Source organism: Pseudomonas sp. SWRI68 (assembly GCF_014269165.1).
In the GTDB taxonomy this organism is placed as follows: Bacteria; Pseudomonadota; Gammaproteobacteria; order Pseudomonadales; family Pseudomonadaceae; genus Aquipseudomonas; species Aquipseudomonas capeferrum.
On sequence record NZ_JABWRU010000015.1, the window covers coordinates 44,236 to 69,628 of the forward strand.

Annotated in this window: 27 protein-coding genes; 13 read left to right on the forward strand and 14 right to left on the reverse strand. The window is 63.8% G+C overall.

What is annotated here, in order from left to right:
- The first annotated feature begins 3 nt into the window (after positions 1–3).
- The gene (locus HU770_RS19585; RefSeq protein ID WP_186665057.1) at positions 4–567 is read left to right on the forward strand and encodes a DUF2589 domain-containing protein; all 564 of its coding nucleotides are present in this window, start codon (positions 4–6) and stop codon (positions 565–567) included.
- A 9-nt stretch (positions 568–576) separates the two neighbouring features.
- On the opposite strand, the gene HU770_RS19590 is transcribed toward HU770_RS19585, so the two are convergent.
- Genes HU770_RS19590 through HU770_RS19600 form a run of 3 tightly spaced genes read right to left on the reverse strand, consistent with a single transcriptional unit; the run spans position 577 to position 6,692 of the window.
- Positions 577–4,251: a translocation/assembly module TamB domain-containing protein gene (locus HU770_RS19590; RefSeq protein ID WP_186665059.1), complete on the reverse strand. Its 3,675-nt coding sequence runs from the start codon at positions 4,249–4,251 to the stop codon at positions 577–579.
- On the reverse strand, positions 4,248–5,990 hold the full coding sequence (locus tag HU770_RS19595; protein WP_186665061.1) for an autotransporter assembly complex family protein: 1,743 nt from the start codon (positions 5,988–5,990) through the stop codon (positions 4,248–4,250). Before HU770_RS19595 ends, HU770_RS19590 begins: the two co-directional genes overlap by 4 nt.
- 51 nt (positions 5,991–6,041) lie before the next feature.
- The gene (locus tag HU770_RS19600; protein ID WP_186665063.1) at positions 6,042–6,692 is read right to left on the reverse strand and encodes a GNAT family N-acetyltransferase; all 651 of its coding nucleotides are present in this window, start codon (positions 6,690–6,692) and stop codon (positions 6,042–6,044) included.
- 162 nt (positions 6,693–6,854) lie between these two features.
- Between HU770_RS19600 and xthA the strand changes: the two genes are divergently transcribed.
- A complete protein-coding gene (gene xthA / locus HU770_RS19605; RefSeq protein WP_186655742.1) occupies positions 6,855–7,667 on the forward strand; it encodes an exodeoxyribonuclease III in 813 nt (270 codons plus the stop codon).
- 109 nt (positions 7,668–7,776) lie between these two features.
- Here the strand turns inward: xthA and HU770_RS19610 are convergent, their stop codons facing one another.
- Together HU770_RS19610 and HU770_RS19615 are read right to left on the reverse strand one after the other, a co-directional pair.
- Positions 7,777–8,529, reverse strand: a complete 753-nt coding sequence (locus tag HU770_RS19610) for an anti-sigma factor (RefSeq protein WP_186655745.1) — start codon at positions 8,527–8,529, stop codon at positions 7,777–7,779.
- Positions 8,526–9,047: a sigma-70 family RNA polymerase sigma factor gene (locus tag HU770_RS19615; RefSeq protein WP_033698297.1), complete on the reverse strand. Its 522-nt coding sequence runs from the start codon at positions 9,045–9,047 to the stop codon at positions 8,526–8,528. Before HU770_RS19615 ends, HU770_RS19610 begins: the two co-directional genes overlap by 4 nt.
- Positions 9,048–9,178: 131 nt before the next feature.
- Between HU770_RS19615 and HU770_RS19620 the strand changes: the two genes are divergently transcribed.
- From HU770_RS19620 to HU770_RS19640, 5 genes are all read left to right on the forward strand, one after another.
- Entirely contained in the window at positions 9,179–10,225 is a 1,047-nt protein-coding gene (locus tag HU770_RS19620) for a catalase family peroxidase (protein WP_186665065.1), read from the forward strand.
- Entirely contained in the window at positions 10,222–10,755 is a 534-nt protein-coding gene (locus HU770_RS19625) for a cytochrome b (protein WP_186665068.1), read from the forward strand. The genes HU770_RS19620 and HU770_RS19625 overlap by 4 nt, the downstream gene beginning before the upstream one ends.
- 85 nt (positions 10,756–10,840) lie before the next feature.
- Positions 10,841–12,046 carry an MFS transporter gene (locus HU770_RS19630; RefSeq protein ID WP_186665070.1) on the forward strand — a complete coding sequence of 402 codons (1,206 nt, stop codon included), beginning with the start codon at positions 10,841–10,843 and terminating at the stop codon, positions 12,044–12,046.
- A 79-nt stretch (positions 12,047–12,125) separates the two neighbouring features.
- The gene (locus tag HU770_RS19635) at positions 12,126–12,671 is read left to right on the forward strand and encodes a cupin domain-containing protein (protein ID WP_027594799.1); all 546 of its coding nucleotides are present in this window, start codon (positions 12,126–12,128) and stop codon (positions 12,669–12,671) included.
- Positions 12,672–12,673: 2 nt separating this feature from the next.
- Positions 12,674–12,973, forward strand: a complete 300-nt coding sequence (locus HU770_RS19640; RefSeq protein ID WP_033698306.1) for a hypothetical protein — start codon at positions 12,674–12,676, stop codon at positions 12,971–12,973.
- On the opposite strand, the gene HU770_RS19645 is transcribed toward HU770_RS19640, so the two are convergent.
- Entirely contained in the window at positions 12,946–13,560 is a 615-nt protein-coding gene (locus HU770_RS19645) for a 2-hydroxychromene-2-carboxylate isomerase (RefSeq protein ID WP_186655757.1), read from the reverse strand. The two genes, HU770_RS19640 and HU770_RS19645, sit on opposite strands and share 28 nt — an antisense overlap.
- A 28-nt stretch (positions 13,561–13,588) precedes the next feature.
- Complete coding sequence (locus HU770_RS19650; RefSeq protein WP_095064409.1) at positions 13,589–14,320, reverse strand: SDR family oxidoreductase; 732 nt, start codon at positions 14,318–14,320, stop codon at positions 13,589–13,591.
- Positions 14,321–14,408: 88 nt separating this feature from the next.
- Between HU770_RS19650 and HU770_RS19655 the strand changes: the two genes are divergently transcribed.
- Positions 14,409–14,972: a TetR/AcrR family transcriptional regulator gene (locus tag HU770_RS19655; RefSeq protein WP_186655763.1), complete on the forward strand. Its 564-nt coding sequence runs from the start codon at positions 14,409–14,411 to the stop codon at positions 14,970–14,972.
- Positions 14,959–15,552 carry a DUF4157 domain-containing protein gene (locus HU770_RS19660; protein WP_047583028.1) on the forward strand — a complete coding sequence of 198 codons (594 nt, stop codon included), beginning with the start codon at positions 14,959–14,961 and terminating at the stop codon, positions 15,550–15,552. Before HU770_RS19655 ends, HU770_RS19660 begins: the two co-directional genes overlap by 14 nt.
- A gap of 43 nt (positions 15,553–15,595) precedes the next feature.
- On the opposite strand, the gene HU770_RS19665 is transcribed toward HU770_RS19660, so the two are convergent.
- A complete protein-coding gene (locus HU770_RS19665; protein ID WP_186665072.1) occupies positions 15,596–16,588 on the reverse strand; it encodes a bile acid:sodium symporter family protein in 993 nt (330 codons plus the stop codon).
- Positions 16,589–16,697: 109 nt separating this feature from the next.
- On the opposite strand from HU770_RS19665, the gene ampC reads away from it, so the two are divergent.
- A complete protein-coding gene (gene ampC, locus HU770_RS19670; protein WP_186665074.1) occupies positions 16,698–17,846 on the forward strand; it encodes a class C beta-lactamase in 1,149 nt (382 codons plus the stop codon).
- Positions 17,847–18,143: 297 nt separating this feature from the next.
- The gene (locus tag HU770_RS19675; protein ID WP_033698313.1) at positions 18,144–18,476 is read left to right on the forward strand and encodes a hypothetical protein; all 333 of its coding nucleotides are present in this window, start codon (positions 18,144–18,146) and stop codon (positions 18,474–18,476) included.
- A 46-nt stretch (positions 18,477–18,522) separates the two neighbouring features.
- Here the strand turns inward: HU770_RS19675 and HU770_RS19680 are convergent, their stop codons facing one another.
- From HU770_RS19680 to HU770_RS19705, 6 genes are all read right to left on the reverse strand, one after another.
- Positions 18,523–18,834, reverse strand: a complete 312-nt coding sequence (locus HU770_RS19680; protein WP_047583027.1) for a hypothetical protein — start codon at positions 18,832–18,834, stop codon at positions 18,523–18,525.
- Positions 18,835–18,972: 138 nt separating this feature from the next.
- Positions 18,973–19,161, reverse strand: coding sequence for a hypothetical protein (locus HU770_RS19685; RefSeq protein WP_033698317.1), 189 nt, complete (start codon positions 19,159–19,161; stop codon positions 18,973–18,975).
- Between the two features lie 138 nt (positions 19,162–19,299).
- The gene (locus HU770_RS19690) at positions 19,300–19,620 is read right to left on the reverse strand and encodes a YbjQ family protein (protein ID WP_186665076.1); all 321 of its coding nucleotides are present in this window, start codon (positions 19,618–19,620) and stop codon (positions 19,300–19,302) included.
- A gap of 55 nt (positions 19,621–19,675) precedes the next feature.
- Positions 19,676–20,563, reverse strand: a complete 888-nt coding sequence (locus tag HU770_RS19695) for an EamA family transporter (protein WP_047583026.1) — start codon at positions 20,561–20,563, stop codon at positions 19,676–19,678.
- A gap of 186 nt (positions 20,564–20,749) precedes the next feature.
- The gene (locus HU770_RS19700) at positions 20,750–21,592 is read right to left on the reverse strand and encodes a class II aldolase/adducin family protein (RefSeq protein ID WP_186665122.1); all 843 of its coding nucleotides are present in this window, start codon (positions 21,590–21,592) and stop codon (positions 20,750–20,752) included.
- Entirely contained in the window at positions 21,546–22,589 is a 1,044-nt protein-coding gene (locus HU770_RS19705) for an ABC transporter substrate-binding protein (RefSeq protein ID WP_186665078.1), read from the reverse strand. Before HU770_RS19705 ends, HU770_RS19700 begins: the two co-directional genes overlap by 47 nt.
- A gap of 176 nt (positions 22,590–22,765) precedes the next feature.
- Between HU770_RS19705 and HU770_RS19710 the strand changes: the two genes are divergently transcribed.
- Positions 22,766–24,718 (forward strand): FAD-dependent oxidoreductase, encoded by a 1,953-nt coding sequence (locus tag HU770_RS19710; protein ID WP_186655774.1) that lies wholly within the window; start codon positions 22,766–22,768, stop codon positions 24,716–24,718.
- 39 nt (positions 24,719–24,757) lie between these two features.
- Positions 24,758–25,360 carry a cupin domain-containing protein gene (locus HU770_RS19715; protein WP_186665080.1) on the forward strand — a complete coding sequence of 201 codons (603 nt, stop codon included), beginning with the start codon at positions 24,758–24,760 and terminating at the stop codon, positions 25,358–25,360.
- Positions 25,361–25,393: the final 33 nt, after the last annotated feature.

Here is a 25,393-nt window from a genome sequence, read left to right on the forward strand (position 1 = left end):
TGATTGGACAAGTCCCTAGCCCCCATGACTTCCATCGACCTGCGCGAGATCACGCGGGGCCTGCAAGAAGCCGCCAGTGCCACCAACAGCCTGATTGCACAACAGTACATCAACCTGTTCGATCAGTTCTTCGACTGTGACACCGAAGCACTGGGCGCCCCGATGAAGGCCAAGATGGTCGAAGTGGCCATGGATGAACAGCACATCATGCGCGTGCCCTTGTTTGCGCTGGTATCACCCAAGGGCCTGGCCCTGGAACGCATGCAGGTCGACTTGTCGGTTCGGGTCAAGGGCACCGAGGCGCAAGAAGCATTGCTGACCGCCAGCGAGCACACTGCGGCCAGCTTCAAGGTCACCATTGGCGGCCAAGGCCGTCAGGGCGAAAGTCGCGACCCCGACGAGGTACAGATCCGCATGCAGTTTCAGGCCAGCGAGCCGCCTGAAGCGCTGAACCGGCTGATCGAGGAATACACCAGCCTGATCACACCGGTACGCATACCCAGGTCCAGTCCCCCACCCCTCTCCGGCTCCAATGAATTCATCGAAGCGGCCACGGTCCGTTGCTGACCGCGGCGATCAGAAGTCCCGCTTGTAGAAGATATCCAGCGAGCTGGCCAACCCGCTTGCCGCCTCGAGGTAGACCCTCCGGCTCAACTTGTAGCGCAACGCGATGGTGTTGGCAGGCTCGAACACCCCTACCCCGTAACGCAGGCTCAGTTTCTCGGTCAGGTTGCCGCTGGCGACCACGCTAGTGGTGTTGCCCGAACCTTCGGTATCCAGCTGGAAATCATCGATGCCCAGGCTCGACGCCAGGCTCCCGGTGATACCGGCACTGCCGGCAAGCCCCAGGCCCAACGCTGCTTCGGCAAGCATGTTGTTGTCTTCACCCGATGTGCCCAACGGGCGCCCCAGCACCAGGTACGACAGCGCCTGCTCCTGGCTCATGGCGGGTTCGGAAAACACCTGCGTGGTCGGTTGCTCGGCACTGCCACTCAAACGGATACCGGCAATCACATCATCGACCTTGCGAATGGCCTCGATGTCCAGATACGGCTGATCAATCGGGCCAGCGAACAGCAGCCGCGCCCGGCGAATGGTCAGGCGCTGCCCATAGGCACGGTAACGGCCATCGGCCAAACTCAACTCACCCCGGGTATCGAGGTTGTCGCCGATGTGCACATGGCCGAGCAGGTTGGCAGTGAGGCCAAAACCACTGAACGACAGCTTGTCTCGCCCAACCTCGACATCGATGTCCATCGCCATTGCCAGGGGCTGTTTACCCTCTTCGGTCTGATGGCCGATGATCACCGTGTCATCGGACACTTTCACGGTCGATGGCGGAAGTTCGCGTACCGTGATCTTGCCTTTTGGCACTTGGACCTTGCCCGTCACTGCCAGCTTGTCGTCGATCAGGCGCAGGTTCAGGTCGGGGGCGACTTCCAGGGTCGCGTAGGGCTCCACCGTCACCGGCAATTGCTGCCCCTGCAAACGCAGGTCCATGCCCAGCGCCTGGCCCCAGGTCAGGTTACCGGTCAGTTGGCCGCGCCCTGCTTCGCCACTGCGCCAGTTGCCATTGAGCTGAACCTGCTCGCCCGCAATGGTTGCCTGCAATGACAAGTCTTGCAGGCTTAGCGGCAACTCGGCGCCGCTGACCTCGCCACCGCTCAACACCAGGTTGCCGTTGACCTGTGGCGCAAGCAAGGTGCCCGACAAACGACCGCTGCCATTGAGTTGCCCGGTCAGGCGCTCGACCATGGGCACAAATGGGCGGGCCACCGACAGGTCCAGGCCCGTCAGGCTGAAATCACCCGACAGCGTTTTATTCTTGCCCAGTGGGTCAATGCGGGTATTCAAGCTCAGTTCACCCAGGCGCTCGCCGCGAAATGCCAAGCGGGCATCGATACGTCGTGGCGCCAGGGTGCTGTCCAGACGCAAGGCCTGATAAGGGAAGTCGACCCAGCGGTCCTTGTCACGCACCCGCAGGGTGCCGCCACTGGCGTCGACTACGATGCTGCCCTTTGGGCCACTGGCCGGCACATCGAGGTTGACGTCGGCGTTCAGCAGGCCTTGCCAGGCAAAATCTTTTGGCAGCCACTGGGCCAGGCTGTCCAGGGGGAACTGCTTGAGGTGATAACGCAGGCGTGGCTCCGGTGCCAGGCGCTGGTCTTCACCGCACAGGCTGGCTTGACCGGAACGCCAGCAATGGGCGCCGAAATCCAGCTGGCCGCTGGCCAAGCGCTGCAAGCGTGCCGGAGCCTGCAACTGCCAGTCCTGGCCACCGGCCTGGATCCGCCCACTGGCCAACCGACCACGCCAATCGCCCTTGTTCAACTGGCCGTCCAGGCCAAGGGCAAGTTTGAGCTGCGGGCCGTCGAGCGCCAGCGTCAGGGCCTGCTGGCGAATGTCACCTTTGCCATTGGCCTGCAAAGTGCCCAGTGCCGTGTCACCCAGGTGTATGCCGCCCGCCTTGAGCTCGATCACACCACGCTGGGCGTTATCCAGCCGGGCGTCGAGGTCCAGTCGCTGAATACGGTTCTCGGCCTGCGCCAGTTGCTGGCCCTGCAGGGTGAGCGTGCCCTGGGGCGCTTGCAAGGTGCCAGCAATGTCCAGCCGGCCTTTGACTTGCCCCTGCAGCCTCGGCCATAGCTGGCCCAGGCGCGGCAGGTCGAGATCCACCCGCCCCGCCAACCGCTGTTGCAAGCTGCCACTGCCATTGATGCGGTTGTCACCCAACTGAATCGCCAGGGCGCCGAGGGTCCAGCTCTGCCCTGCCCCTTGCGCTTCGACCTTGAGCACCGCCGGCTGACCGCGCAGGCGGCCTTTGAGGTCGAGCTGGGCATTGAGCTTAAGCTCGTCACCCTTCATTTCACCTTTGCTGCGCAAAGGCCCGGCCAGGGTACCCGGCAGTTCAGCAAGCCAGTACGCAGGGTCCAGCGCCGAAAGCTGCATATCGACATCCCACGCCAGGGCATCGGCGAAGCGCACCGCGACACTGCCGGCGGCCTTGCCCTGCCCTGCGGTGAGCGCCAGCTGCGGCAGCTTCACCTGGGCCAGGTCACCCTCGAACGGGCTGGCCAGCGTGAAGGCACCCGCCGGGCCGTCAAGGTCGCCATTGAAGGTGCCCTGGTAGTTGCCATCGCGGTAGCGAACCTGGGCGTTGAAGCGCTTGAGCGTGACGTCGGGCGGCGTTTCCAGTGGGTACAGGCGCAGCCATGGGAAATCCAGCCATTCGAGCTGGGCATCGGCGCTCAGGCCCTGTTGCCAGTCGGCACTGGCCTGTAGCTTGAGCCGCTGGCTATCGCTGGCGCTGAGGTCAAGGGCATCGAGCTTGGCACCCTTGCTGTCGACCCGCCCGGACAAGGCCAAGGCGATCGGCGACTGTTCAGCGGGCAAACTGGCCGAACCCGACAGTGAATAACCCTTGAGCAGATCGCCCTTGGCGTTGAGTTCGAGCTGCTTGAACTGCAGGGTATCTGGCAACGAAGCAGTCGGTTTGAACGCCTCGGAGCGGATCTGCAGCGTTGCTGGCAGGTGTTCCGCCAACGCCTGCAACTCACCGCTCAAGCGTGCATCGAGGTAACCCGAGCTGGTGCCTTCGAGCGTGAGGGTTTTCTGCAGCTCGCCTTTGGCTGCCAGTGCCAGCTGCCAGCTATTGCCCTCCACCGAGGGCAGTTGAACCTGCCCCTGCAATTGCACAGGCCAGTCGCCTTCAGGCTGCAAGTCACCTTGCAGGTCCAGGCGCAGGTCGTCCCGTTGCAGTTGCAGGCTATCGATGCGCATTCCGGTCCGGGTCCAGTGCGCCACCAGTTGCAGATCACCGAGCAGGTCGCTGCCGTCCAGGCGCAACTGGCCGACCTTGACCTCACCCAGTTCGATGTCAACCGGCAAACGCAAGGCCGGGAGCTGCAAAGGGCCACTGTCGACTGGCGTTTCACTCGGCGCAAACGCCATGTCGATGCGCTGGGCATGCAACTGCTCGATACACAAGGTGCCACGCAACAGGCACGCGGGCGACCAAGCCAACAGAGGCGCCTGTACTTCGACTCGGTTACCGCCGTCGACCCAGCTCAGCCGACTGGCTTGCCACGTGCCGGCCAGTCGCCCCGTGAAATCAGCAACCTCAAGCCCCGGCACCTTTGCCAACGCCCAGCGGCTGCCGCTTTCGGTACCTACCAGCATGCCAAGCGCCAGGCCCACGGCCAATACCAGGCCGAGTAGACCCAGCAGAATGAATTTGAACACACGTGTCACAGCTCAGGCCCCATGGAGAAGTGCAAGCGGATACCACCCTCGTCATCGAGTGCCTTGGCCAGGTCCAGGCGCAGCGGCCCGACCGGTGAAACCCAACGCACGCCAATACCTACCCCAGTCTTGAGGCTGGGCAGCTCGAGCGTGTTGAACGAGTTGCCTTGATCGACGAAGGTCGCCACCCGCCACTTCTCAGTCACCGAATATTGATACTCGACGCTGCCTGCCACCAGGTAGCGCCCACCAATGCGGTCGCCATCACTGTTTTTCGGCGACAGGGTCTGGTAGTCATAGCCGCGCACGCTCTGGTCACCACCGGCGAAGAAGCGCAGCGAAGGCGGGATGTTGTTCTTGTAACCGTTGGTGGCGCTGCCGCCGAACTGCACCCGGCCGAGGAAGCGATGGTTGTGGCCAAGCGTGGTCAGGCCTTTGAGCAATACGTTGCCGTGCAGCAGGTTGGTGTCGGAAACCAGCCCTTCCTTGGCCACCTGTGTATCGAACTGCAAGCGGTAGCCGTTGTGTGGGTCGATACGGTTGTCGCTGCGCAGGTACGAAAAGCTCACACCCGGCATCAGCAGGTTGCTCAGCCCCGAGTCATCGCCCAGGCGGTATTCCTCACGCTGGTATTTGAGCGAGATGACCCGCTGCCAGCCACTGGGCAACTTGCTGTGCCATTCCGGGCCAACCGTCAGCAGCTTGCTGAGGGTGTCGGTACCGGCGATTTCCTCGTTCTGGTAACCACCAGCAAAGCGCAACTTGTCGGTCAGCGGCGGGTCCAGCGGGATGTCGTACCACAGGCCGACGTTCTGCCGGGGGGCCGACAGCTCGGTTTCCCAGCCATAGCTGTGGCCTTGGGGGTTGACCCAGTGCCGCGTCCAGTTGGCCTTGCCGCGTGGCCCGACGTCGGTCGAGAAGCCCAGGCCCAGGCCCATGGTGCGGGGTTTGCGGGTTTCCAGGCGGACATCCACGGGGATGTCCTCACCTACGGCAGCGGTCGGCGCGGCATCTACCCGCACGCCTTCGAAGTAGCCACTTGATTGCAGGTCGTTGTTGAGCTCGGCGATCAGCTCGGAATCGTAGGGTGTGCCGGGTTTGAACGAGACCATGCGCTGCAGCAGGTCATCATCGAGGGGGGTGTCACCCCCGAACTTGACTGCGCCCAGGCGATAGCGAGGGCCGCTTTGGTAGACCAGTTCGATGTCGGCCACACCGGCCTGGGGGTCGACCGCCAGGCGCTGGCGGCTGAAGCGGCCGGCGAAGAACCCATAGCGCGAGGCCTGATTCTGGATCAGCCGCTTGGCATCCTCATACAGGCCGTGGTTGAGCTGCTCGCCAGCGCGCAACGCCTTGCTGTCGGGCACCCGGAACACCTTCATTTCACTGGCAGGGCCTTCGATACGCACGGTCACGTCGCGCAGCCTTACCGGCTCTCCCGGCGCGATCTGGATGATCAGTTGCGCGGGTTGCTCGGCCTTGGTCGGAGGCTTGACCTCGGTTTCGATCTGGGCCTGATAGTAGCCAAGTGCCTGCGCTGCTTTGCGCGCCTGCTCCTCGGCCCCGCGGCTGAAGCGCAATAGCGCTTCTTCGTCGCGGTCGCCAAGGTTGCCAATATAGCCTTCGACATTGGCCTTGAGCGCTTTGTTGGCGGGCTTTACCTTCACCAACAACTCGCTCTGGCCCCATGCTGCAAAACTGGCGACCCAGAAAACCAGGCCCCAGGTCAATCTTCCTGAATACGTCATGCGGCGCATGCTACCAGAGCCGGGAGCTCAAGGGAGCCGTCTGGCGGCCTGTCAGGCAAAAGCAGGATTCGAAGAGACCGGGTTGGGGTGAAAAAATACCCGCTCGCGGATAGGCCCTACAGCAACCTCGCCAATTTCCTCATAGCCCTGACGCTGATAGAACGCGAGGTAGTGCTCATTGCCGGTGTCCAGCACCACGCCCTGGGTGCTCGGGTCTTCTGCGCACCAGTCATGCACAGCCTGTAACAATTGCTCGCCGTACTGGCGCCCCTGAAACTGTGGATGCACCCCCAGCAACGGCAACATGTGCACCTGGTCTGTGGGCAGGCAACTGGCCAATGCCGCCTGGTAATCCATATAGCGCCGTGTGCATCGCAGGCCAGTACCCAGCATCATGCGCAAACGCCAGGCCCAGCTGTCGACCACCCCCAGCCTGCGCAGCGGCGGCACGATCAGGGCCACGGCAATCAGGCGGTCATCCACCAACAGGCCGATTGCAGGCAATTGCAGATAGAAATGCTGGCGTACCCATTCACGCACCATCACGCGCAAACGCCGCTCATAGCCTGGGCGCTGCGCTTCAAAAATGTAGGCGAACGTAGGCTCGTGGCGGTAGGCGTTGTACAGCAGCGAACGTGCCTCGCGACTGTAACCATCGTCGAGCTGGCAGATACGGGCCGGGGTGGCAGTGGTGTCGGGCATTGCGGGCAGTCCTCCTGGAATGGGCTTACAGTGCCTTGGAGGGGCGCCACCGCGCATCGTTCACCCCCTACAGCACGTTAGCAGCAGCACCCGCAACCCGCCATGCTGGTGATGACGCGCGATGTCGGCTAGCATCGCGGCTTTTGCCAGGATTGTCTTTCCATGAAGATCGTCTGTTTCAACATCAACGGCCTGCGTGCCCGCCCGCATCAGCTGGCGGCCTTGATCGACAAGCACCAGCCGGACGTGATCGGCCTGCAGGAAACCAAGGTCAGTGACGATCAGTTCCCGCTGGCCGATGTCCAGGCGCTGGGTTACCACGTGCACTACCACGGCCAGAAGGGTCACTACGGCGTTGCCTTGCTGTCGCGCCAGGCCCCCCTGAGCCTGCACAAGGGCTTTGCCACCGATGAAGAAGACGCCCAGCGCCGTTTCATCTGGGGCACCTTCGCCGATACCGATGGCAACCCGGTCACCATCATGAACGGCTACTTCCCCCAGGGTGAAAGCCGCGACCACCCCACCAAGTTCCCGGCCAAGCAGCGCTTCTACAGTGACCTGCAGGCGTTGCTCGAAGGTCAGTTCCGCAATGACCAGCCGGTGCTGGTGATGGGCGACATGAACATCTCGCCCCAGGACTGCGACATCGGCATCGGCCCGGACAATGCCAAACGCTGGCTCAAGACTGGCAAATGCAGCTTCCTGCCCGAAGAGCGCGAGTGGATGGAGCGCCTCAAGGGCTGGGGATTGGTCGACAGCTTCCGCCACCTGTACCCTGAAGTGGCCGACCGCTTCAGTTGGTTCGATTACCGTAGCCGTGGTTTCGAGGACGATCCAAAACGTGGCCTGCGCATCGACCTGATCATGGCCTCGCAGCACCTGGTGCCGCGGATCAAGGCAGCGGGCGTGGACTATGAACTGCGTGGGATGGAAAAGCCGTCAGACCATGCGCCGATCTGGCTGGAGTTGAGCTGATCGAGGCTGGGTGTAGGCGGTAGATGTGCAGCGCCTGGGAGATCGAGCGCCGCGCCGGTGGCGCTCGATCTCATAAACGCTGAAAATCCACCGCCCTGCACCTGCCGCCCTACAACCCCAACCGCAACGCCGCCCCCACCCCCGCCCCACGCGTATCGTCCGCCGCGCTGACCAGCGCAAAGTTGTAAGCCCCATGTGACCAATACCGCGCCTCCAGCTGCCCATCAACCCGCTGCCCATCAGGCATGCGTTGGTAATGCTCGCTGGGCGAGCGCATGAACAGGCTGATCCGTTCACCCTTGCCATCCTGAAACACCAACAATGCTGCCGGCCCCTGCTCGTTGCTGAGCAATCGCGCGCCCACCGGCCGGAATCCGTAACCCGCCAGATCCGGCAACTGCCCTACGCGGTTGAAGTGACGTCCCAGCCATTCACGCAATTGGGTCGGGTCGCTGGCCTGGATATCCAGCGCCTCACTGCCGGCAAACAACCGATGAGCCTGGACCGCATCGGCCATCGGCAGATCGACCCTTGCCAGCGTGGCATCCCGCACCTGCCAGCCGCCCATCCCCCCCACGCCGAGCGCCAGCAGCAACACCGCCGCCGACGCCCAGCGCCGTTGACGACGCTGGCGCAGCCGCAGGCGCAGCTGGCCCAGGTCGAGTTGCGCAGCCCCTGGTTGTTCACCCAGGCCGGCCAATGCCGCACGCAGGCGGCGGGCATCACTGCGCCACGCCTCGACCCTGGCCGCTTGCTGCGGGTTGGCCGTAAGCCAGGCCTGCACTTCGGCCCGACGACCCGGCGCCAGGCGCTCATCGACATAAGCATGCAATTCGTCTTCGCTGGGGATCAGGCGCGTCATTTCAGTCTCCGCAAGGCCGGGGGTTGAGGGTTGCCCTCGGTCAGTTCGCGCAAGGCATTGCGGGCGCGCGACAGGCGCGACATCACAGTACCGATAGGGATGCCCAAAGCCTGGGCGGCCTCCTTGTAACTCAAGCCTTCGATGCTCACCAGCAACAGCAAGGCACGCTGCTCGGCAGACAACCGGGCAAATGCCTGCAGGTCGGCCTGGGCCAGGACGATGGCCTCGATATTGCCGCCGACCGGCTCGCTTTCCACCTCGGCACGGCCAAACCAGGACAGCCAACGGGCATGCAGGCGGTCGCGACGCTTGCCGTCGAGAAACAGCCGGTAAAGGATGGTGAACAGCCAGGCGCGCAGCGCCTCTGCCTCGCGTTGCTGGCCATGGCGGCTCAAGGCGCGCTCGACGGTGGCTTGCACCAGGTCGTCGGCGCTGCCGGGTTCGCGCGTCAACCACAAGGCAAAGCGGCGCAGACGTGCAAGCAGCTCGCGCCATTGGTGTTCGTCCAGATCGTGCATGGCAAATGTCCCGGCCTCTGGGGTTGTCAGTGTATGGGGCAGACGCCCGGCAACAAAATCTATTCCCTCCCAGGGAATAAGTTTTGCCCTGCCCCGTCGTACCGGCATCTTCACTGAACCGGACGACAACCATGAACTCACCCTTGCACGGCCCCGCCAAGGTCCTGCGCCTGGCCGCCATCGGCGCTGTGATGCTGGCAGCGGGCGTTGGCTTTGCCTATGCCGCAGGCTGGATCGGCGCAGCCAAGCTGACGCCGCAGCGCATCATCGACACCTTCGAAGCCCAGGCCGGGCACTACCCGGGCTACCGCAAGAACCACGCCAAAGGCCTGTGCGTCAGCGGCTACTTCCAGGCCAGCGGGCAGGCTGCCAGCCTGTCCACGGCGCGGGTGTTCAGTCAGGCACGGGTGCCGGTGATCGGCCGCTTCGCCATCGGTGGCGCCAACCCTTATGCGCCAGACACCGCCATCCCGGTGCGCAGCCTGGCGCTTCAGTTGAGCAGCGACGACGGGCAGGTTTGGCGTACCGGCATGAACAACCCGCCCGTGCTGGCGGTGAGCACACCGCAAGCCTTCTATGAACAGGTGCTAGCGAGCACGCCAGACCCTGCCACCGGCAAACCGGACCCAGCCAGGCAGCAGGCGTTCTTCGCTGCTCACCCTGAAAGCGCGGCGTTCCGCCAGTGGGCCGCGAGCTACAAGCCAAGCAACAGCTTTGCCAGCACCCAGTACCACAGCATCAATGCCTTTCGCCTGATCGACGCCGCCGGGGCAGCCCAGCCAGTGCGCTGGCAACTGGAGCCGCAGACGGCGTTTACGGCGCTGCCAGGGCAGGTGGACGACAAACTGTTCCTGCAGCATGACCTGCAACAGCGCCTGGCCCAAGGGCCGCTGCGCTGGACCCTGCGCCTGGTCCTGGCCGAGCCCGGTGACGCCGTGGACGACCCCGCCAGCCCCTGGCCTGCACAGCGGCGCAGCGTGGACGCCGGCACGCTCGTGCTCGAACAGGTGGACGCTGCTGAACAAGGCGCTTGCCGAGACCTGAACTTCGACCCGCTGATCCTGCCGCATGGCATCGAAGCGTCCGCCGACCCGATCCTCGCCGCCCGTTCGGCCGCGTATTCGGAATCGTTCAACCGCCGCAGCCGCGAATCGCTCGGCACCGGAGCCCGCCCATGAAACCCGAAGCCTTCCATCCCCTCGCTCGCCTGCTGCACTGGCTGATGGCCGTGCTGATCGTGGCCATGCTGTTCATCGGCGTGAGCATGGTCAGCGACCTGTCACTGCGCCATCCATTGCTGATCGAGCTGCACAAGGCAACGGGCCTGGCCTTGCTGGTACTGGTGCTGCTGCGTATTGCCCTGCGCTTGACGCTGCCTCACCCACCGCTGCCACGCAACCTGCCAACGCTGCAACGGCTCGCCGCCGGGGCCTCGCACCTGGTGCTCTATGCCTTGATGCTGGCCATGCCCCTGCTGGGTTGGGCGATGCTTTCGGCCGGCGGTTATCCGCGGCCCCTGCAGTTGCCTGCGATCGCCCCGCATGACCTTCAGCTGTATGCCGTGCTGCGCCAAGCCCACGGCTGGGCCGGCTACCTGCTGTTCGCGACGGTTGTACTGCACCTGGGCGCAGCCCTGATGCATGCCTTGGTGCGTCGCGACGGCGTCTTGCGTAGCATGTGGCCTGGCCCCCTGCGTCGCAGCGACTGAGCCGAAGCGGTCCGGGGCGTTCGACATTCGATAATAATTCTTATTAAGATCGGCGTAATTTTCGCTAAAAACTCTGGACTGCCCTATGAACGTCGCAAAGGATCCTGCCACTCTCGTTCCTGCCAGCACCCTGGACTTACGGCCACTGCTGCTGGCCAACATGGCCTGTACCATGTCGATGATGGCCTTCGTCGCCCTGATCGGCCCGATCGCACGCCAACTCGGCATGGCCACCTGGCAAGCCGGTGCTGCCGTGACCGTGGCCGGTGTGGTCTGGGTACTGCTGGCCCGCCCCTGGGGCCGCGCGGCCGACCGGCTCGGGCGCCGGCGCGTGCTGCTGCTTGGCAGCGCAGGCTTCACCCTCGCCTACTGGCTGTTGTGCCTGTTCGTCGAAGGCGCGCTGCGCTGGCTGCCGGGCGCAACCCTGGCCTTTATCGGCCTCATGCTAGCCCGCGGGTGCATCGGGGCGTTCTATGCCGCCATCCCGGTGGCCTGCAATGCAATGATCGCCGACCATGTCGAACCGCAGCAGCGGGCGCGGGCCATGGCCTCGCTGGGGGCGGCCAACGCCGTCGGCCTGGTGCTGGGCCCGGCCTTGGCCGCACTGCTGGCGCGGCACAGCCTGAGCCTGCCGTTCCACCTCATGTCGCTGCTGCCGGCCTGCGCGTTCTTCGTGCTGCTGTTCACCCTCAAGCCACAGGCACTGGCCAAAAGCCACGCGCCCAGCCCTGTGCACTTGAGCGATCCGCGCCTGCGCCGGCCTTTGCTGGTGGCCTTCAGCGCCATGCTCAGTGTCACAGTGTCGCAAATCACCGTCGGCTTCTTCGCCCTCGACCGCCTGCACCTGGGCCCGGCCGAGGCCGCCCAGGCTGCCGGCATCGCCTTGACCACGGTGGGTGTGGCACTGATCCTGACGCAGGTGGTGCTGCGCCAACTGGAGTGGCCACCGTTGAAAATGATTCGGGTGGGTGCCAGTGTCTCGGCGGTCGGTTTTGCCTGCGGCGCACTGGCGGCCACGGCGCCCTGGCTGTGGGCCTGCTACTTCGTCGCCGCCGCCGGCATGGGCTTTGTGTTCCCGGCATTCTCGGCACTCGCCGCCAATGCCATGCAAGCCTCTGAACAAGGTGCCACCGCCGGCTCGATCGGCGCTGCCCAGGGCATGGGCGCGGTGATCGGGCCACTGGCCGGCACGCTGGTGTATGCCCTCGACCCGCGCTTGCCGTTCCTGGCGGTGGCTGCGCTTTTGCTGCTGGTCGGGCTATGGCCGATGCCACGCGAGAAGCGGGCCTGATAAGCACAGCGCGCAAGCGTGCAGAGTGTGCTTTAATGCGTCGCTCATTATTTTTGACACCTCTGATTACAAGGCGGCTATGGACACGGGGACGCGACTCAAACTGGTGCGTGAACGCAACAACCTCTCCCAACGGGAACTGGCCCGCCGCAGCGGGCTGACCAACTCGACGATCTCGCAGATCGAACAGAACCGCGTCAGCCCTTCGGTCAGCTCCCTGAAAAAACTGCTCGAAGGCATCCCGATGAGCCTGGCGGAGTTCTTCAGCTTCGACGAGCCAGTACGGGAAGAGCGCTTCGTGTTCCGCGCCAGCGAGCAACCAGACCTGGGCCGCAACGGCCTGCGCATGCTGCTGGTCGGCGCCAGTGTCGAGGCGCGGCAGATGCGCATGTTGCGCGAGCTGTACGCACCGGGCGCCGATTCGGGCGAGCCGATCGTGCATGCAGAGGGCGAAGAGTGCGGCCTGGTCACCCGTGGCACGGTCGAATTGTGGGTCGATGGCCAGGTTAGCGTGCTCAACTCGGGCGATGGCTACTACATCCCCACCACCCTGCCCCACAGCTTCAAGAACATCGGCCAGGATGAGGCCGAGATCATCAGTGCCAATACCCCGGCGAATTTCTGACAGTGAGCCGCAGCGGTACCGTGAGCACGCGGGAAGCGTATCAGCGCTTGCGCGACGCAGCCCTGGGTGTTCACGCCCTGCAAATAAGCGCCCACCGCCACGATGGCCTGGTCGATGTGACGATCGAAGGCTGGCAGATGACCCTGGCCGTGGACGCTGAAGGCCTTGCCCATTGCGTCCACTGCCAGGCACCCAACGGCGATCAGGCCGGGCTTGAAGACTGGTACCGCTACGGCACCAACCCGGCCGACCTGCTCAGCCTGTGGGAGCGCACTCAGCTGGAAACACGCCTGGCACGCTGACGCAGCGCGTCCTCGACAAAGTCCAGGCGGTCTTGCCCAAAGAACATCTCATCACCAACAAAGCAGGTCGGTGCGCCAAACACGCCGCGCGCCACCGCATCCTCCGTCGCCTGCTTGAGCGCAGCCTTCACTTGCACATCGCCGGCCAGCGCACTGAATGCGGCAATGTCGAAGCCCGCCTGTTCCAGGGTCTGTTGCAACACTGCCGCGTCACCCAGATTGCGCCGCTCGCCCCACATCCCAGTGAACAATGCCCTCAACAGCGCCTCGAAGCGCTGCGGGTCTTGCAACTGCGTGCCGATCACCCCGCGCATCAGCATCAAGGTATTGAGCGGAAACCCCGGCGGCAGCCCGAACGGTACACTGTAGCGGGCAGCGAAGCGCCCCAGGTCGGTGAACATGTAGCGACCCTTGGCCGGGATCATTGCCGGGGACGCATTGCCGGTGGCCTGGAACACCCCGCCCAGCAGCATGGGCCGGTAGTGCAGCGTTGCGCCTTGGCGGGCGCACATACCCGGCAGTTGCGTCCACGCCAGGTAGCTGGCCGGGCTACCAAGATCAAAGAAGAATTCGACGGTATTGGTCATGGGTACGGTCCTTGATCGATGAGGGGGCTTACCAGCGTTCCATCCAGGGGCGCAGGTCCAGTTCGAATGTCCAGGCGTCTCGCGGCTGGGCGTGAAGGAACCAGTAGCTGTCGGCAATATGAGCCGGGTCAAGGATGCCATCCTGGTCCTTCAGGGCGTAGCGCTCGGGGAAGCTGTCACGAATGAACGCGGTATCGATGGCACCATCCACCACCACATGGGCCACATGGATATTGCGCGGCCCCAACTCGCGCGCCATGCTCTGCGCCAACGCCCGTAGGCCGTGCTTGGCGCCGGCGAATGCGGCAAAGCCAGCGGCACCCCGTGTACCTGCGGTAGCGCCGGTAAACAGAATCGTGCCGCGTTCACGCACCACCATGCGCCGGGCCACTGCCTGAGCGGTCAGAAACCCGGCAAAACAGGCCATTTCCCAGATCTTGAAGTACTTGCGTGGCGTTTCATCGAGAATGCTGCAAGGCACATTGGCGCCGATATTGAAGACAAACGCCTCGATCGGGCCAATATCACGCTCGATGGCCTCCACCAGCGCCGCCACCTCATCTTCCTTGCGCGCATCGGAGCCAAAGCCATGGGCCTGGCCGCCTGCTGCGCGTATTTCGTCCAGTAGCGGTTGCAGCTTGTCAGCCTGTCGGCGGGTGACGCAGGCGACGTAGCCCTCCTTGGCGAACCGTTTGGCAATCTCGCCCCCGGTGGCATCCCCCGCGCCGATCACAAGCACTACTTTTTGTTGTCGAGTCATGTGCGCCTCTTTGGTGAATGATCGTTTAGTAAACGAACGCTATGTTATGATCGGCCCCATCGTCAAGCCAGCGCGCAGAGGTTCATGAATGCGCTATTCCAGCGAGCACAAGCAACAAACCCGCGAAAAGCTGTTGGCCACCAGCGGTGCGCTAGCCAAACGCGGTGGCTTTACCAGCACCGGCGTGGCCGGGCTGATGAAGGCCATCGGGCTGACCGGCGGTGCCTTTTACAACCACTTCCCGTCCAAGGATGATCTGTTCACCGAAGTGGTGCGTCAGGAACTCTGCAACAGCCCACTGGCACGCCTGGCCAGCCAAGGCGCCAGCCGCGAACGCCTTGGCCGTTGCCTGCAGCAGTACCTGAGCATGGCTCACTTGCACAATGCCGAAGGTGGCTGCCCGTTGCCGCCGCTAGGGGTGGAAATCGCCCGGGCAGACCTTGCAGTGCGAGAGGTGGCCGAGCATTGGCTGGTCGACCTGCACAAGGCCTGGGCTGCCACACTGGAGGATGAAGCGTTGGCCTGGGTGTTGATCAGCCAATGCGTCGGCGCGTTGCTGGTCGGGCGCATGCTGGCCAGTGAGGCGGTGCAATCGCAGGTGCTGGACGCCAGCCGCACCTTCGTTGAAAAGGCCTTGAATGAAACCCGTTAACCTGTTGCTTGGCCTGTGCCTGAGTGCGCCGGTACTGGCCGAGCAAGCCTGCCCACCGGGGCAGTATCAGGTATGCCTGATGGGGTGTTTTTGCGCCCCGGTCGACCCAGGGCAGGCCGGGCAGATCCTCAAGGACGTGGAAGCCATGGCGTCGACCAGCCTGGCCTACGCATTGCGCCAGGCCCGCGACGAAGCCAATGCCAGCGGTAGTGAACCGATCCCCCTGCACATCCGCGCCCAGCTCGAGCCCTGGTATGACTTCGCCGTGCTCGATGCCGTCCGCTTCAGGGTGGGCGACGAACAGCAGATGAGCGCAGCCAATGCCATGCTGCAGAACCCCGACGTGAATGCGGTGACGTTGATCGACACGATCATCTTTCGCCATGCCAGCGATGCGCAAGATAATGTGGCCCTGTGGGCGCACGAGCTCATGCACGTGCAGCAATACCAGGCGCTGGGGCTAGAAGAATTCGCCCGGCGCTACACGCGTGATTTCAATGAGCTTGAAGGGCCCGCTTACAAGATAGAGGCCGAAGTGGCCAAGGCGCTCCGAGAGCGCAGTTCCGGCCAGGCAAGGTAACGTGCAGGAGCGACCTCCCGGCGAGGCCGCTCCTACACACACATCATGACGCCGCAGGAGCCTTTTCGGCCAACCCCTCACGGCTGGCATAACGCTGCGCCAGCACCGCGCAGACCATCAGCTGGATCTGATGAAACAGCATCAGCGGCAGGATCATCGCGCCAATGCCACTGCCCACGAACAGCACCTGAGCAATCGGCACCCCAGTGGCCAGGCTCTTCTTCGAGCCGGCGAACAGGATGGTGATGCGGTCCTCCAGGTCGAAGCCAAGCAGTTTGCCAAGCAAGCGGGTACCGTACAGCACCACCGCCAACAAGATCCCGCACACCACAAACAGCCCCGCCAAGTGTTGTGGCGACACCGTGTGCCACAGTCCGGTAACCACCGCCTCACTGAAGGCGGTGTAGACCACCAGCAGGATCGAGCCCTGGTCCACGACCTTGAGCCAGCGCGCGTTGCGCTTGACCCACGCGCCAATCCAGCGGCGGGCGATCTGCCCGGCTACGAAGGGCACCAGCAGCTGCAGGGTGATCTTCAGCACCGCATCCAGCCCCGAGCCGGTATCACCGCTGGCGCCCAGCAGCATCATCACCAGCAGTGGCGTGAGGAAGATACCCAGCAGGCTGGAAGCCGCCGCGCTGCAAATGGCTGCCGGCACGTTACCGCGGGCCAGCGAGGTGAAGGCAATGGCAGACTGTACCGTGGCTGGCAACGCACACAGATACAGCACGCCCAGGTACAGCTCGTTGCCCACCAGCGGCACGAACAACGGCTTGAACGCCAGCCCCAGCAAGGGGAACAGCACGAACGTGCAGGAGAACACCAGCAAGTGCAGGCGCCAGTGCCCGGCGCCGGCGATGATCGCTTCGCGCGACAGCTTGGCACCGTGCAGGAAGAACAGCAGGCCGATAGCCAGGTTGGTCAGCCAGCCGAAATACACCGCCCCGTCGCCCGAGCAGGGCAGCACAGTGGCGATGAGCACCACCCCGAGCAAGGCCAGGGTGAAGTTGTCGAATAACATGCGCAAATACTTCATAACAGTTTCCGTCTTGTCGTTATGCAACGGCAGACGATAAGGTCTCGGTTTATTTTTCGCTAACGCCGGAACCCCCACCGGTATCGCTCAACGGACAAAGGACTACTTGATGCCACGCTATCGCCTTGCGCCCTTCCCTCTCGCGGCTGCACTGGCCATGAGTGCAATCACCGCGCAGGCGGCCGATCCGCTGCAGGCCCAGGTAGACGAGGTCATCCAGCCGCTCATGCAGGAACACCAAATCGCCGGTATGGCGGTAGCGCTGTACGCCGATGGCCAGGCGCATTACTTCAACTATGGCGTGGCCAATAAGGCGGATAGCTCGCCGGTTAGCGCCGATACCCTGTTTGAGGTCGGCTCGCTGAGCAAGACTTACACCGCTACGCTTGCGGCGCTGGCCAGCGCCGAAGGCAAGCTTGACCTACAGGCCCCTGCCCAGCGCTACCAGCCCGCCCTGGCCGGCACACCGCTGGGCGAAGCCAGCGTGCTGGAATTCGGTGCCTACAGCGCCGACTGCCTGCCATTGCAGTTCCCCGACGCGGTGCACACAGACGAACAGGTGCTGGCTTTCTTCCGCCACTGGCAACCCGTTGCCAAACACGGCACCCAGCGCTGCTACTCGAACCCCAGCCTGGGGTTGTTCGGTGATCTGGCGGCGCGCGCGCAGCAGCGCCCATTCGCCGAGCTGATGACCGAGGGGCTTCTCCCGCAAATGGGCCTCAAGCACACCTACCTGCACGTACCGGCCGATGCACAGCGGCTTTATGCGCAAGGGTACGACGCGCATGACCAGCCGGTGCGCGTCAGCTCGGGGCCCTTTGCCGATGCGGCCTATGGCATCAAGACCAACGCCACCGACTTGCTGCGCTACGTGCGCCTGCACATGCAGCCGGCCGAACTTGCGCCAACCCTGCAAAAGGCTGCCGCCATTACCCAGGCCGGCTACTTCCAGGTCGGTAGCATGACCCAAGGCCTGGGCTGGGAACGTTACCCCTACCCGGCGTCACTCGACACCCTGGTCAATGGCAACAGCTCCAAGTTCGCCCTTGCGCCACAGGCCACCCGCCGCCTCGACCCCGAGCTCCCGGCCGTGCCTGACGCCTGGTACAACAAGACCGGCGCCACCAACGGTTTCGGTGCCTATGTGGCGTTCATTCCGGCGCAAGGCAAAGCCATCGTACTGCTTGCCAACCGCAACTATCCCAACGAGGCACGCGTGCGCGCCGCGTACCGGATTCTCTCGTCCCTCGACCACTGACAGGCCCTTCCGGCAGGATTGTCGGACAAGATGTAGTGACAAAAAATATTCACTACAAAACGGTTGACGCCGTTCATCGCCCTTGGGCATGATGAGGCTGTCTCCCCGATCGGGAGCGGTGGCAAGGGTGTTCCAGACGGCCTGCGCGGTAACGCAGGCCGTCCGTGGAGAGGGAACTGTCCAAAAGGCAGCGTGTGAAAGCCCCTGTTGCGATGCTGCTGTAGCAGCGTTGGTAGTGCGCTACACCGTGGTAGCGCCAACTGTGAAAATCACCTACGAATGGGTAATGGGGGCTTTATGATGAACTTGAACAACAATCCCACAATCGACCAATTGGCCCAGCTGTTCGCCGTGCGCAAAGACAGCCTCGACGACCATCTGCTGTGGGTCAGCCAGACCGGTGAGGTGCGTCTCGACCGCCTGCCACCGAACACCATCGAAGATGAATTCGAAGAGCACCTGCCAAGCATGCGTGCACGCTTCAAGGTCTACCGACGTGGCCAGGGCTACGTCGGCAAGAAGGCCGCCGCCGACACCGAGTTCGTTGGCCGCGTCCTGCAGACCCTGCAACAAGAATGGCCCGCCGCCCGTGAGCGGGGGGCAGTCAAGGTGATCGAACCACTCAACTGAGTGGCCTCACCCACCATGGAGCCCGGCCCGCAAAGGCCGGGCTTTTTCATGCCCGCCGACGCGTGCGCGCCATCGCTGGCAAGGGCAATGCGCCGGTGGCCAGCGCGCGGGCCCGCTCGACGCCCCAGACCAACGCCCGGGTCATGGTCTCACCCGGGCGCGCAGGGTAATACTCTTCCAGCAATGCCCGGCCATTCCCAGCGTAGATACCGAGAAACAGCTGGGTAGCGCCCAGGCGCGACAGGCGCACCTGCACGTCGAGCGTGGTGCCGTCACTGAGCGCTTCATCGTGGCTGCGGCTGTGCAGTTGAGCGTCCGCCCACTGCCAATAGGTCTCTTCCCTGACTCGCATGAGCATTCGATCTCCCTTTGCTGAAATGCCGCGCCAGAAAACCACATCCACGGCTATCCGGCGAGTGCAACCCGGCGATGCCATGAGCAGCGTCAACGAATATCAACAAAAACCCCGCCGTTCGGCGGGGTTGCTGGAGCGGGATCACTTTTTCAGCGGAACCCGCGGCATGAAGCGGCCCTTTTTGCTGCGCTGCAGATGTGCAGGCTGAAGCTGTTCCGAATCATCCAGCGTCATGTGGGCGAAACCCAGGCGGAATGCCGACTGGCCGCAACGCACCTGGCTGTTGATCGGGAATGCGTCGTTCAGGTCTTCGAAAAAGGATTCGCTCATGCCCTGTCTCCCTCCAGTGAGGTCGCGTCGGCAAGCAGATACGTTGCCTAGGTGAACGCGCCCGGTAAAAGTGAGACTAGCTGGTCATTTGCGGACCGCCCAGACTAAAACCCTGGAGCCGACCAGTGGCACAATGCCTTATTTCAACCTGACCGCCGTGCCGGTGGCGAATACCACGACCATGCCACCCTGCACCGACGGCATGCTGATTTCGAAGTCCACGCCCACCACTGCATCGGCGTGCAACTGCCGTGCCCGCGCCTTCAACTCCTCGGTGGCCTGCTCGCGGGCCTCGCGCAGGGCGCTTTCCAGGCTTTGCGAACGGCCACCGAAGAAGTCGCGAAAACGGGCAAAGAAATCGCGCACGAAGTTGATGCCCTGCACCGATTCGGAGCTGACGACGCCCAGGTACTCGGCAATAGGACGGCCTTCGAGCTGGCTGGTGGTAGAGATAATCATGACGGTGCTCCGTTGGCCTGGCGAAAAGGGCCGATTCTAACAGAGCACCCGGCCCTCAGTGCGCACTAGCCGCCCGCAACCGTTGGCCGATCTTGGCGCCAAACACGTTCACCAGCAGCCCAAGCATCACCAGCAGCGCCCCCCAGCCCTGCAACTCGGTCAGGCGCTCGCCGAGCAACCACGCCGAAGCACTCAGGCCGATAACCGGCACCAGCAACGAGAACGGCGCCACTTTGCCGGCCGGGTGGCGCGACAACAATGTGCTCCACAGGCTATAGCCGAGCATGGTGGCGACAAATGCCAGGTACGCCAACGCCAGTACCGAGCTCCAGCCAATGTTGGCCAGGGCATGGCCGATGCGCTCAGGCCCCTCCAGCCACCACGACAACGCCAGAAACGGCAGCGGTGGAATCAACCCACCCCAGATCACCAGCGCCACCAGGTCGACCGAACCGAAACGCCGCGTGATGATGTTGCCCACGCCCCACATCGCGCCCGCGCAGAGGGTCAGCACCAGCGCCAGCATCGGCACATGGCCACCATCCTCGCTGCCGATCAGCGCCAAGCCGCTGGCGGCCACCAGCAGCCCCAGCAGGCTGGCGAGGCGCAGTCGCTCGCCCAGAAACAGCGCGGCAAACCCTAGCGTGAAGAATGCCTGGGATTGCAGGATCAACGACGCCAACCCAGGCGGCATGCCGCTGTACATGGCCTGGAAAAGGAAGGCGAACTGCCCCAGGGAAATCGTCACGCCATAAGCGATCAGCCAGCGCCACGGCAGCTTCGGCCGCTTGACCAGCAACACTGCCGGGAAGGCCACCAACAAGAAGCGCAATGCCCCCAGCAGCATCGGCGGCAGGCCATCCAGGCCTACCTTGATGACCACGAAGTTGACTCCCCACGCAACAATCACCACCAGGGCGATCAGCAGGTCCTTGAGCGGCATTGCGACATCCTTCTTCAGGCGAGCTAGACATATTTCGTTACAGCATAAGGCTATTCCTTTTCGAGGGACCAGCACAGTTAGGGGGCAGGGTTGCGCAACAGTGCGGGGGCGCTTTGCGCCCCGTTCCGACCGGTCCGGCGCCCCGGCAAGGCCGCGCCTACAGGAGCCGCGCTGGCCCGCCAGGCCTCAGTCCCGGTAACCCGGCGCCACCCGCTCGAGCATCCGCAGCAATGCCCCCCATGCCAGCGCCACTGCATCCGGGTCCGACAACTCCCCCTGTTTCAGCCCCTGCATCGGTGCATTGAACTGCCGCTCGGTCCGTTCACACACGGCGGCAGGCGGCAGTATCAGCTGCCCGGCACTCTGCGCCGCCAACTGAATCTCGCAGGCCTTTTCCAGGTAGTACATGCGCAAGAAGGCTTCGGCAACGCTACGGCCGGTTGTCAGCAGCCCATGGTTACGCAGGATCATCACCGGCCTGTCCCCCAGGTCGGCGACCAACCGCTGCTGCTCATCCAGGTCCAGGGCAATACCTTCATAATCGTGGTAAGCCACCTTGCCATGGAACTCCATGGACATCTGGTTCACCGGCAACAGGCCGCACGCCAGCGCCGCCACCGCGCAACCGGCACGCGTGTGGGTGTGCAGCACGCAGTGGGCGTCTTCACGGGCTGCGTGGATAGCACTGTGGATGACGAACCCGGCCGGGTTGACCGGGTGCGTGGTCGGCGCTACAGGCTGCCCATGCAGGTCGATTTTTACCAGGTTGGAGGCCGTGATCTCGTCGAACAGCAAACCGTACGGGTTGATCAGAAAGTGGTGCTCCGGCCCGGGCACACGCAGGGATATATGGGTGAAAATCAGGTCGCTCATGCGAAAGTAGGCGACCAGGCGATAACAGGCAGCCAGCTCCTGGCGCAGGGTCTGTTCGGTAAGGGTCATGTATCGTTGGTCCTGTAGAGAGGCAGCATTGAACGTCAGGTTACTTGCTGGCCCAGGTATTGAATCGCTGTTCCAGTTCTTCACCATGGTCAACCCAGAATTCCACATTCATCGCCAAAGCCCCTTCCAGGTTTTGCGGCGACGTCGGCACCCAGCTGGCCAAGGACGGCGCGAGCTTGGCCGCTGCCTGAGTATTGGTCGGCCCGTAAGGGATCTGCTCGACGTAACGCACCTGGGTATCGGCTTGGTTGGCATAGGCGATCAGCCGTTTGGCCTGGTCGACATGCCGCGAACCCTTGATGATCGCCCAATAGTCCATGCCATACAGGCTGCCCGGCCACACCAGTGCCAGCGGGCTGCCCTGCTGGGCCGCCACGGCGATGCGCCCGCTGTAGGTAGACGTCATCACCACATCGCCGGCAGCCAGCCACTGCGCCGGCTGGGCACCGGCGTCCCACCACTGCACATAGGGCTTGAGCTCACTGAGCTTGGCAAAGGCGCGGTCGACACCCGCCGGCGTTGACAGCACCGTGTAGACATCCTCGACCTTGACCCCGTCGGCCAACAAGGCGAACTCCAGGTTGTACACCGCACGCTTGCGCAGGCCGCGCTTGCCCGGGTACTTCTGCACGTCCCAGAAGTCGGCCCACGAGGCCGGGGCCTGGGCCAGCTTGTTGCGGTCATAGGCGATCGCCACGCTCCACACCAACGCGGCAGACCCACAGTCCTGGGCGGCGTCCGGGATCAACTCGGCGGCATGGCCCAAGCGCTGCCAGTCGAGGTGCTCGTAGATGCCCTCATCGCAACCGCGCATCAGGTCGGGCCCTTCGATCTGCACCACGTCCCAGTCGACGTTGCCGGTATCGGCCATCACCTGGATGCGGGCCATTTCGCCGTTGTACTCGCTCTGGATCAACTGGCTGCCGTCCTTGGCGCTGAACGGTTTGAAGATCGCCTCATCCTGGGCTTTCTGACCGGCGCCGCCATAGCCGACTACAACCATTTGCGGCGCCGCTTGCGCACTGCCTAGCCCCAAAGCCAGAAGCGCTGCGCAAAGGCCGGTACTGCGAGGGAATGCATGCATCGAGGTTTCCTCCTGCCGGTGCCCGTGGGGCCCGATTTCTTGTTGTTGTGAGGTCACGCCCTCCTCGGAGGGTGATGAAAACCTAGCTGCGCCCAAGTAAAAAAACAAGTTGATTTTTTACTGTCGCTACACTTTCATAACCAAAACAAGAACAACACCACACCGGAGCCGCCTGTATGCAAACCGCCTTCCCCCACCTGTTCGAAGCCTTGCAGATTCGCGGCAAACGCCTGAAAAACCGCATCATGTCCACGGGACATGACACCTGCCTGCCCACCGACAACCTGGTCAACGACAAGCTCATCGCCTACCAGCGTGCACGGGCTGCAGGCGGCGTCGGCCTGATCGTGCTGCAGGTGGCCGGTGTGCACGACAGCGCCCGCTACACCTCGCACGTACTGATGGCCACCGACGATACCTGCATCGAAGGCTACCGGCGCCTGGCAGAAGCCTGCCATGAGCACGGTACGGTGGTGCTCTCGCAACTGTTCCACCCTGGGCGGGAGATCATGGAGTCTGCCGATGGCTTGCTGGCGGTCGCCTACTCAGCCTCGTCGGTGCCCAATGAACGCTTCCGGGTGATGCCGCGCGCGCTGGACCAGGCGATGATCGATGAAATCGTCCAGGGCTATGCCAGCGCGGCGCGGCGCCTATACCAGGCGGGGCTGGATGGCGTCGAGGTAGTGGCCAGCCATGGCTACCTGCCCGCGCAATTTCTCAACCCGCGGGTCAACCTGCGTACCGATGGCTACAACGGCGACCTGGCGCAGCGCCTGAGGTTTTTGCGCGAAGTGCTGGCGGCCGTGCGTGCTGCCACCGACGAGCAGTTCATCGTCGGCCTGCGCATCAGCGCCGACGAACGTGACAGCGAAGGCCTGAGCGAGGACGAGTCGCTGGCCGCCGCCGAGGCGCTGCAAGGCCAGCTCGACTACCTGCACATCGTCGCCGGTACCTCAGCGTCGCTGGGCGGTGCGGTGCATATCGTCCCCCCCATGGCCATCGAGCCTGCGTACCTGGCACGCGAAGCCGGCACGTTCAAACAGCGCCTGGACATTCCGCTGTTCGTCACCGGGCGCATCAACCAGCCGCAGGAGGCAGAGCTGATCCTGGCGCGTGGCCAGGCCGACGTGTGTGGCATGACCCGCGCACTGATCTGCGACCCGCTGATGCCGACCAAGACCGAGCACGGCCAGGTCGAAGACGTGCGCGCCTGCATTGCCTGCAACCAGGCCTGCATCGGTCACTTCCATCGCGGCCTAGCGATCTCGTGTATCCAGCATCCGGAAACCGGCCGCGAACTGCAATACGGCCACCTGACGCCAACCCCTTCGCCCAAACGGATCCTGGTGGCAGGCGGCGGCCCGGCCGGCATGAAGGCAGCAGCCGTCGCCGCCGCGCGCGGGCACCACGTCACACTCTTTGAAGCCGGCCCGCAACTGGGCGGCCAGGTGTTGCTGGCACAACTGCTGCCACGGCGCAGCGAGTTCGGCGGCGCCAGCACCAACCTGCAACGGGAAATGGCCTTGGCAGGCGTGGAGGTGGTGCGCAACACGCGGGTCGACCGCGCACTGGTCGAGCGCGAGCGCCCTGACCTGGTGATCGCCGCCACCGGCGCCACGCCCTACTGGCCGGCGTTCGAGCGCGCCGGTGACCTGCAGGTGGTGGATGCTTGGCAAGTGTTGCGCAACGAGGTCAAACCCGGGCGTTCAGTACTGGTCATCGACTGGCGCTGCGACTGGATAGGCCCTGGCATCGCCGAGCGCCTGATGCGCGAGGGGCATCAGGTGCAACTGGCGGTCAACGGCACCCATTGTGGCGAGAACCTGCCCTTGTATGTACGCGATCAACTGGCCGGCGAACTGCATCGCCTGAGCATCCCCATCACCCCCTACGCCCGCCTCTACGGCTGCGACGACAACACCGTGTACCTGCAGCACACGGCCAGCGGCGAACCGATGATCTTTGAAGGCATCGACACCCTGGTGCTGTGCCTGGGCCACCAGCCCAATGACACCTTGGCGGCGGAACTGGACGGCCTGGTGGAAGTGCGGCGCGTCGGCGACTGCCTGGCGCCGCGTACTGCAGAAGAGGCGATTCACGATGGCCTGACGGTTGCCTGGGCGCTCTGAGGCTGTACATACTGCCGCTTTCCCGATGGACCGATGCGCATGAGCCAACCCTCGCAGCCCCCCTGCGCCACCGAAGACGGCGGCGCCGCCCCGCAGTTCCTGGGCACCCGCATCCGCGGCCTGCGCAAACGCCGCGGCATGACCCTGGCGGAGCTGGCCGCACAAAGCGAACTGACGGCCGGTTACATCAGCCAGCTGGAGCGCAACCTCTCTTACCCGTCGATCCCGGCGCTGTTCAATATCGCCCGCAGCCTGGGGGTGACCATCCAGTGGTTCTTTGCCAGCGAGGCCGTTACCGCCCCAGAAGACCAGGGCTACGTGGTACGCCGTAACAGCCGCCTCAGCGTGCACTACGAAGACGGCATCGTCGACCAACTGCTCACGCCACAACCCAACCGCCAGCTGGAAATCCTTCACTCGCGCTTTCCGCCGGGCACCTATAGCCAGCAGAGTTACAGCCATGATGGCGAAGAGGCTGGCTATTTGCTCAGCGGCAGTTTTGAATTGTGGGTAGGCGAGCGGTACTTTCAGCTTGGCGAAGGCGACAGTTTCAGCTTCTCCAGCCAGGAACCCCATCGTTATGGCAACCCCGGTGACGTGGATGCCGTGGTGATCTGGGTCATCACCCCGCCGACGTTCTGAAGCCGCCACGCGGCCCCTTTCGATCAGGTCATC

Excerpts from the sequence above, each read along its gene's own strand:
- HU770_RS19595 (WP_186665061.1), bottom strand. The coding sequence starts at position 5,990 with ATGACGTATTCAGGAAGATTGACCTGGGGCCTGGTTTTCTGGGTCGCC.
- HU770_RS19600 (WP_186665063.1), bottom strand. The coding sequence starts at position 6,692 with ATGCCCGACACCACTGCCACCCCGGCCCGTATCTGCCAGCTCGACGAT.
- xthA (WP_186655742.1), top strand. The coding sequence starts at position 6,855 with ATGAAGATCGTCTGTTTCAACATCAACGGCCTGCGTGCCCGCCCGCAT.
- HU770_RS19610 (WP_186655745.1), bottom strand. The coding sequence starts at position 8,529 with ATGACGCGCCTGATCCCCAGCGAAGACGAATTGCATGCTTATGTCGAT.
- HU770_RS19615 (WP_033698297.1), bottom strand. The coding sequence starts at position 9,047 with ATGCACGATCTGGACGAACACCAATGGCGCGAGCTGCTTGCACGTCTG.
- HU770_RS19620 (WP_186665065.1), top strand. The coding sequence starts at position 9,179 with ATGAACTCACCCTTGCACGGCCCCGCCAAGGTCCTGCGCCTGGCCGCC.
- HU770_RS19625 (WP_186665068.1), top strand. The coding sequence starts at position 10,222 with ATGAAACCCGAAGCCTTCCATCCCCTCGCTCGCCTGCTGCACTGGCTG.
- HU770_RS19630 (WP_186665070.1), top strand. The coding sequence starts at position 10,841 with ATGAACGTCGCAAAGGATCCTGCCACTCTCGTTCCTGCCAGCACCCTG.
- HU770_RS19635 (WP_027594799.1), top strand. The coding sequence starts at position 12,126 with ATGGACACGGGGACGCGACTCAAACTGGTGCGTGAACGCAACAACCTC.
- HU770_RS19645 (WP_186655757.1), bottom strand. The coding sequence starts at position 13,560 with ATGACCAATACCGTCGAATTCTTCTTTGATCTTGGTAGCCCGGCCAGC.
- HU770_RS19650 (WP_095064409.1), bottom strand. The coding sequence starts at position 14,320 with ATGACTCGACAACAAAAAGTAGTGCTTGTGATCGGCGCGGGGGATGCC.
- HU770_RS19655 (WP_186655763.1), top strand. The coding sequence starts at position 14,409 with ATGCGCTATTCCAGCGAGCACAAGCAACAAACCCGCGAAAAGCTGTTG.
- HU770_RS19660 (WP_047583028.1), top strand. The coding sequence starts at position 14,959 with ATGAAACCCGTTAACCTGTTGCTTGGCCTGTGCCTGAGTGCGCCGGTA.
- HU770_RS19665 (WP_186665072.1), bottom strand. The coding sequence starts at position 16,588 with ATGAAGTATTTGCGCATGTTATTCGACAACTTCACCCTGGCCTTGCTC.
- ampC (WP_186665074.1), top strand. The coding sequence starts at position 16,698 with ATGCCACGCTATCGCCTTGCGCCCTTCCCTCTCGCGGCTGCACTGGCC.
- HU770_RS19675 (WP_033698313.1), top strand. The coding sequence starts at position 18,144 with ATGATGAACTTGAACAACAATCCCACAATCGACCAATTGGCCCAGCTG.
- HU770_RS19680 (WP_047583027.1), bottom strand. The coding sequence starts at position 18,834 with ATGCTCATGCGAGTCAGGGAAGAGACCTATTGGCAGTGGGCGGACGCT.
- HU770_RS19685 (WP_033698317.1), bottom strand. The coding sequence starts at position 19,161 with ATGAGCGAATCCTTTTTCGAAGACCTGAACGACGCATTCCCGATCAAC.
- HU770_RS19690 (WP_186665076.1), bottom strand. The coding sequence starts at position 19,620 with ATGATTATCTCTACCACCAGCCAGCTCGAAGGCCGTCCTATTGCCGAG.
- HU770_RS19695 (WP_047583026.1), bottom strand. The coding sequence starts at position 20,563 with ATGCCGCTCAAGGACCTGCTGATCGCCCTGGTGGTGATTGTTGCGTGG.
- HU770_RS19700 (WP_186665122.1), bottom strand. The coding sequence starts at position 21,592 with ATGGTGAAGAACTGGAACAGCGATTCAATACCTGGGCCAGCAAGTAAC.
- HU770_RS19705 (WP_186665078.1), bottom strand. The coding sequence starts at position 22,589 with ATGCATGCATTCCCTCGCAGTACCGGCCTTTGCGCAGCGCTTCTGGCT.
- HU770_RS19710 (WP_186655774.1), top strand. The coding sequence starts at position 22,766 with ATGCAAACCGCCTTCCCCCACCTGTTCGAAGCCTTGCAGATTCGCGGC.
- HU770_RS19715 (WP_186665080.1), top strand. The coding sequence starts at position 24,758 with ATGAGCCAACCCTCGCAGCCCCCCTGCGCCACCGAAGACGGCGGCGCC.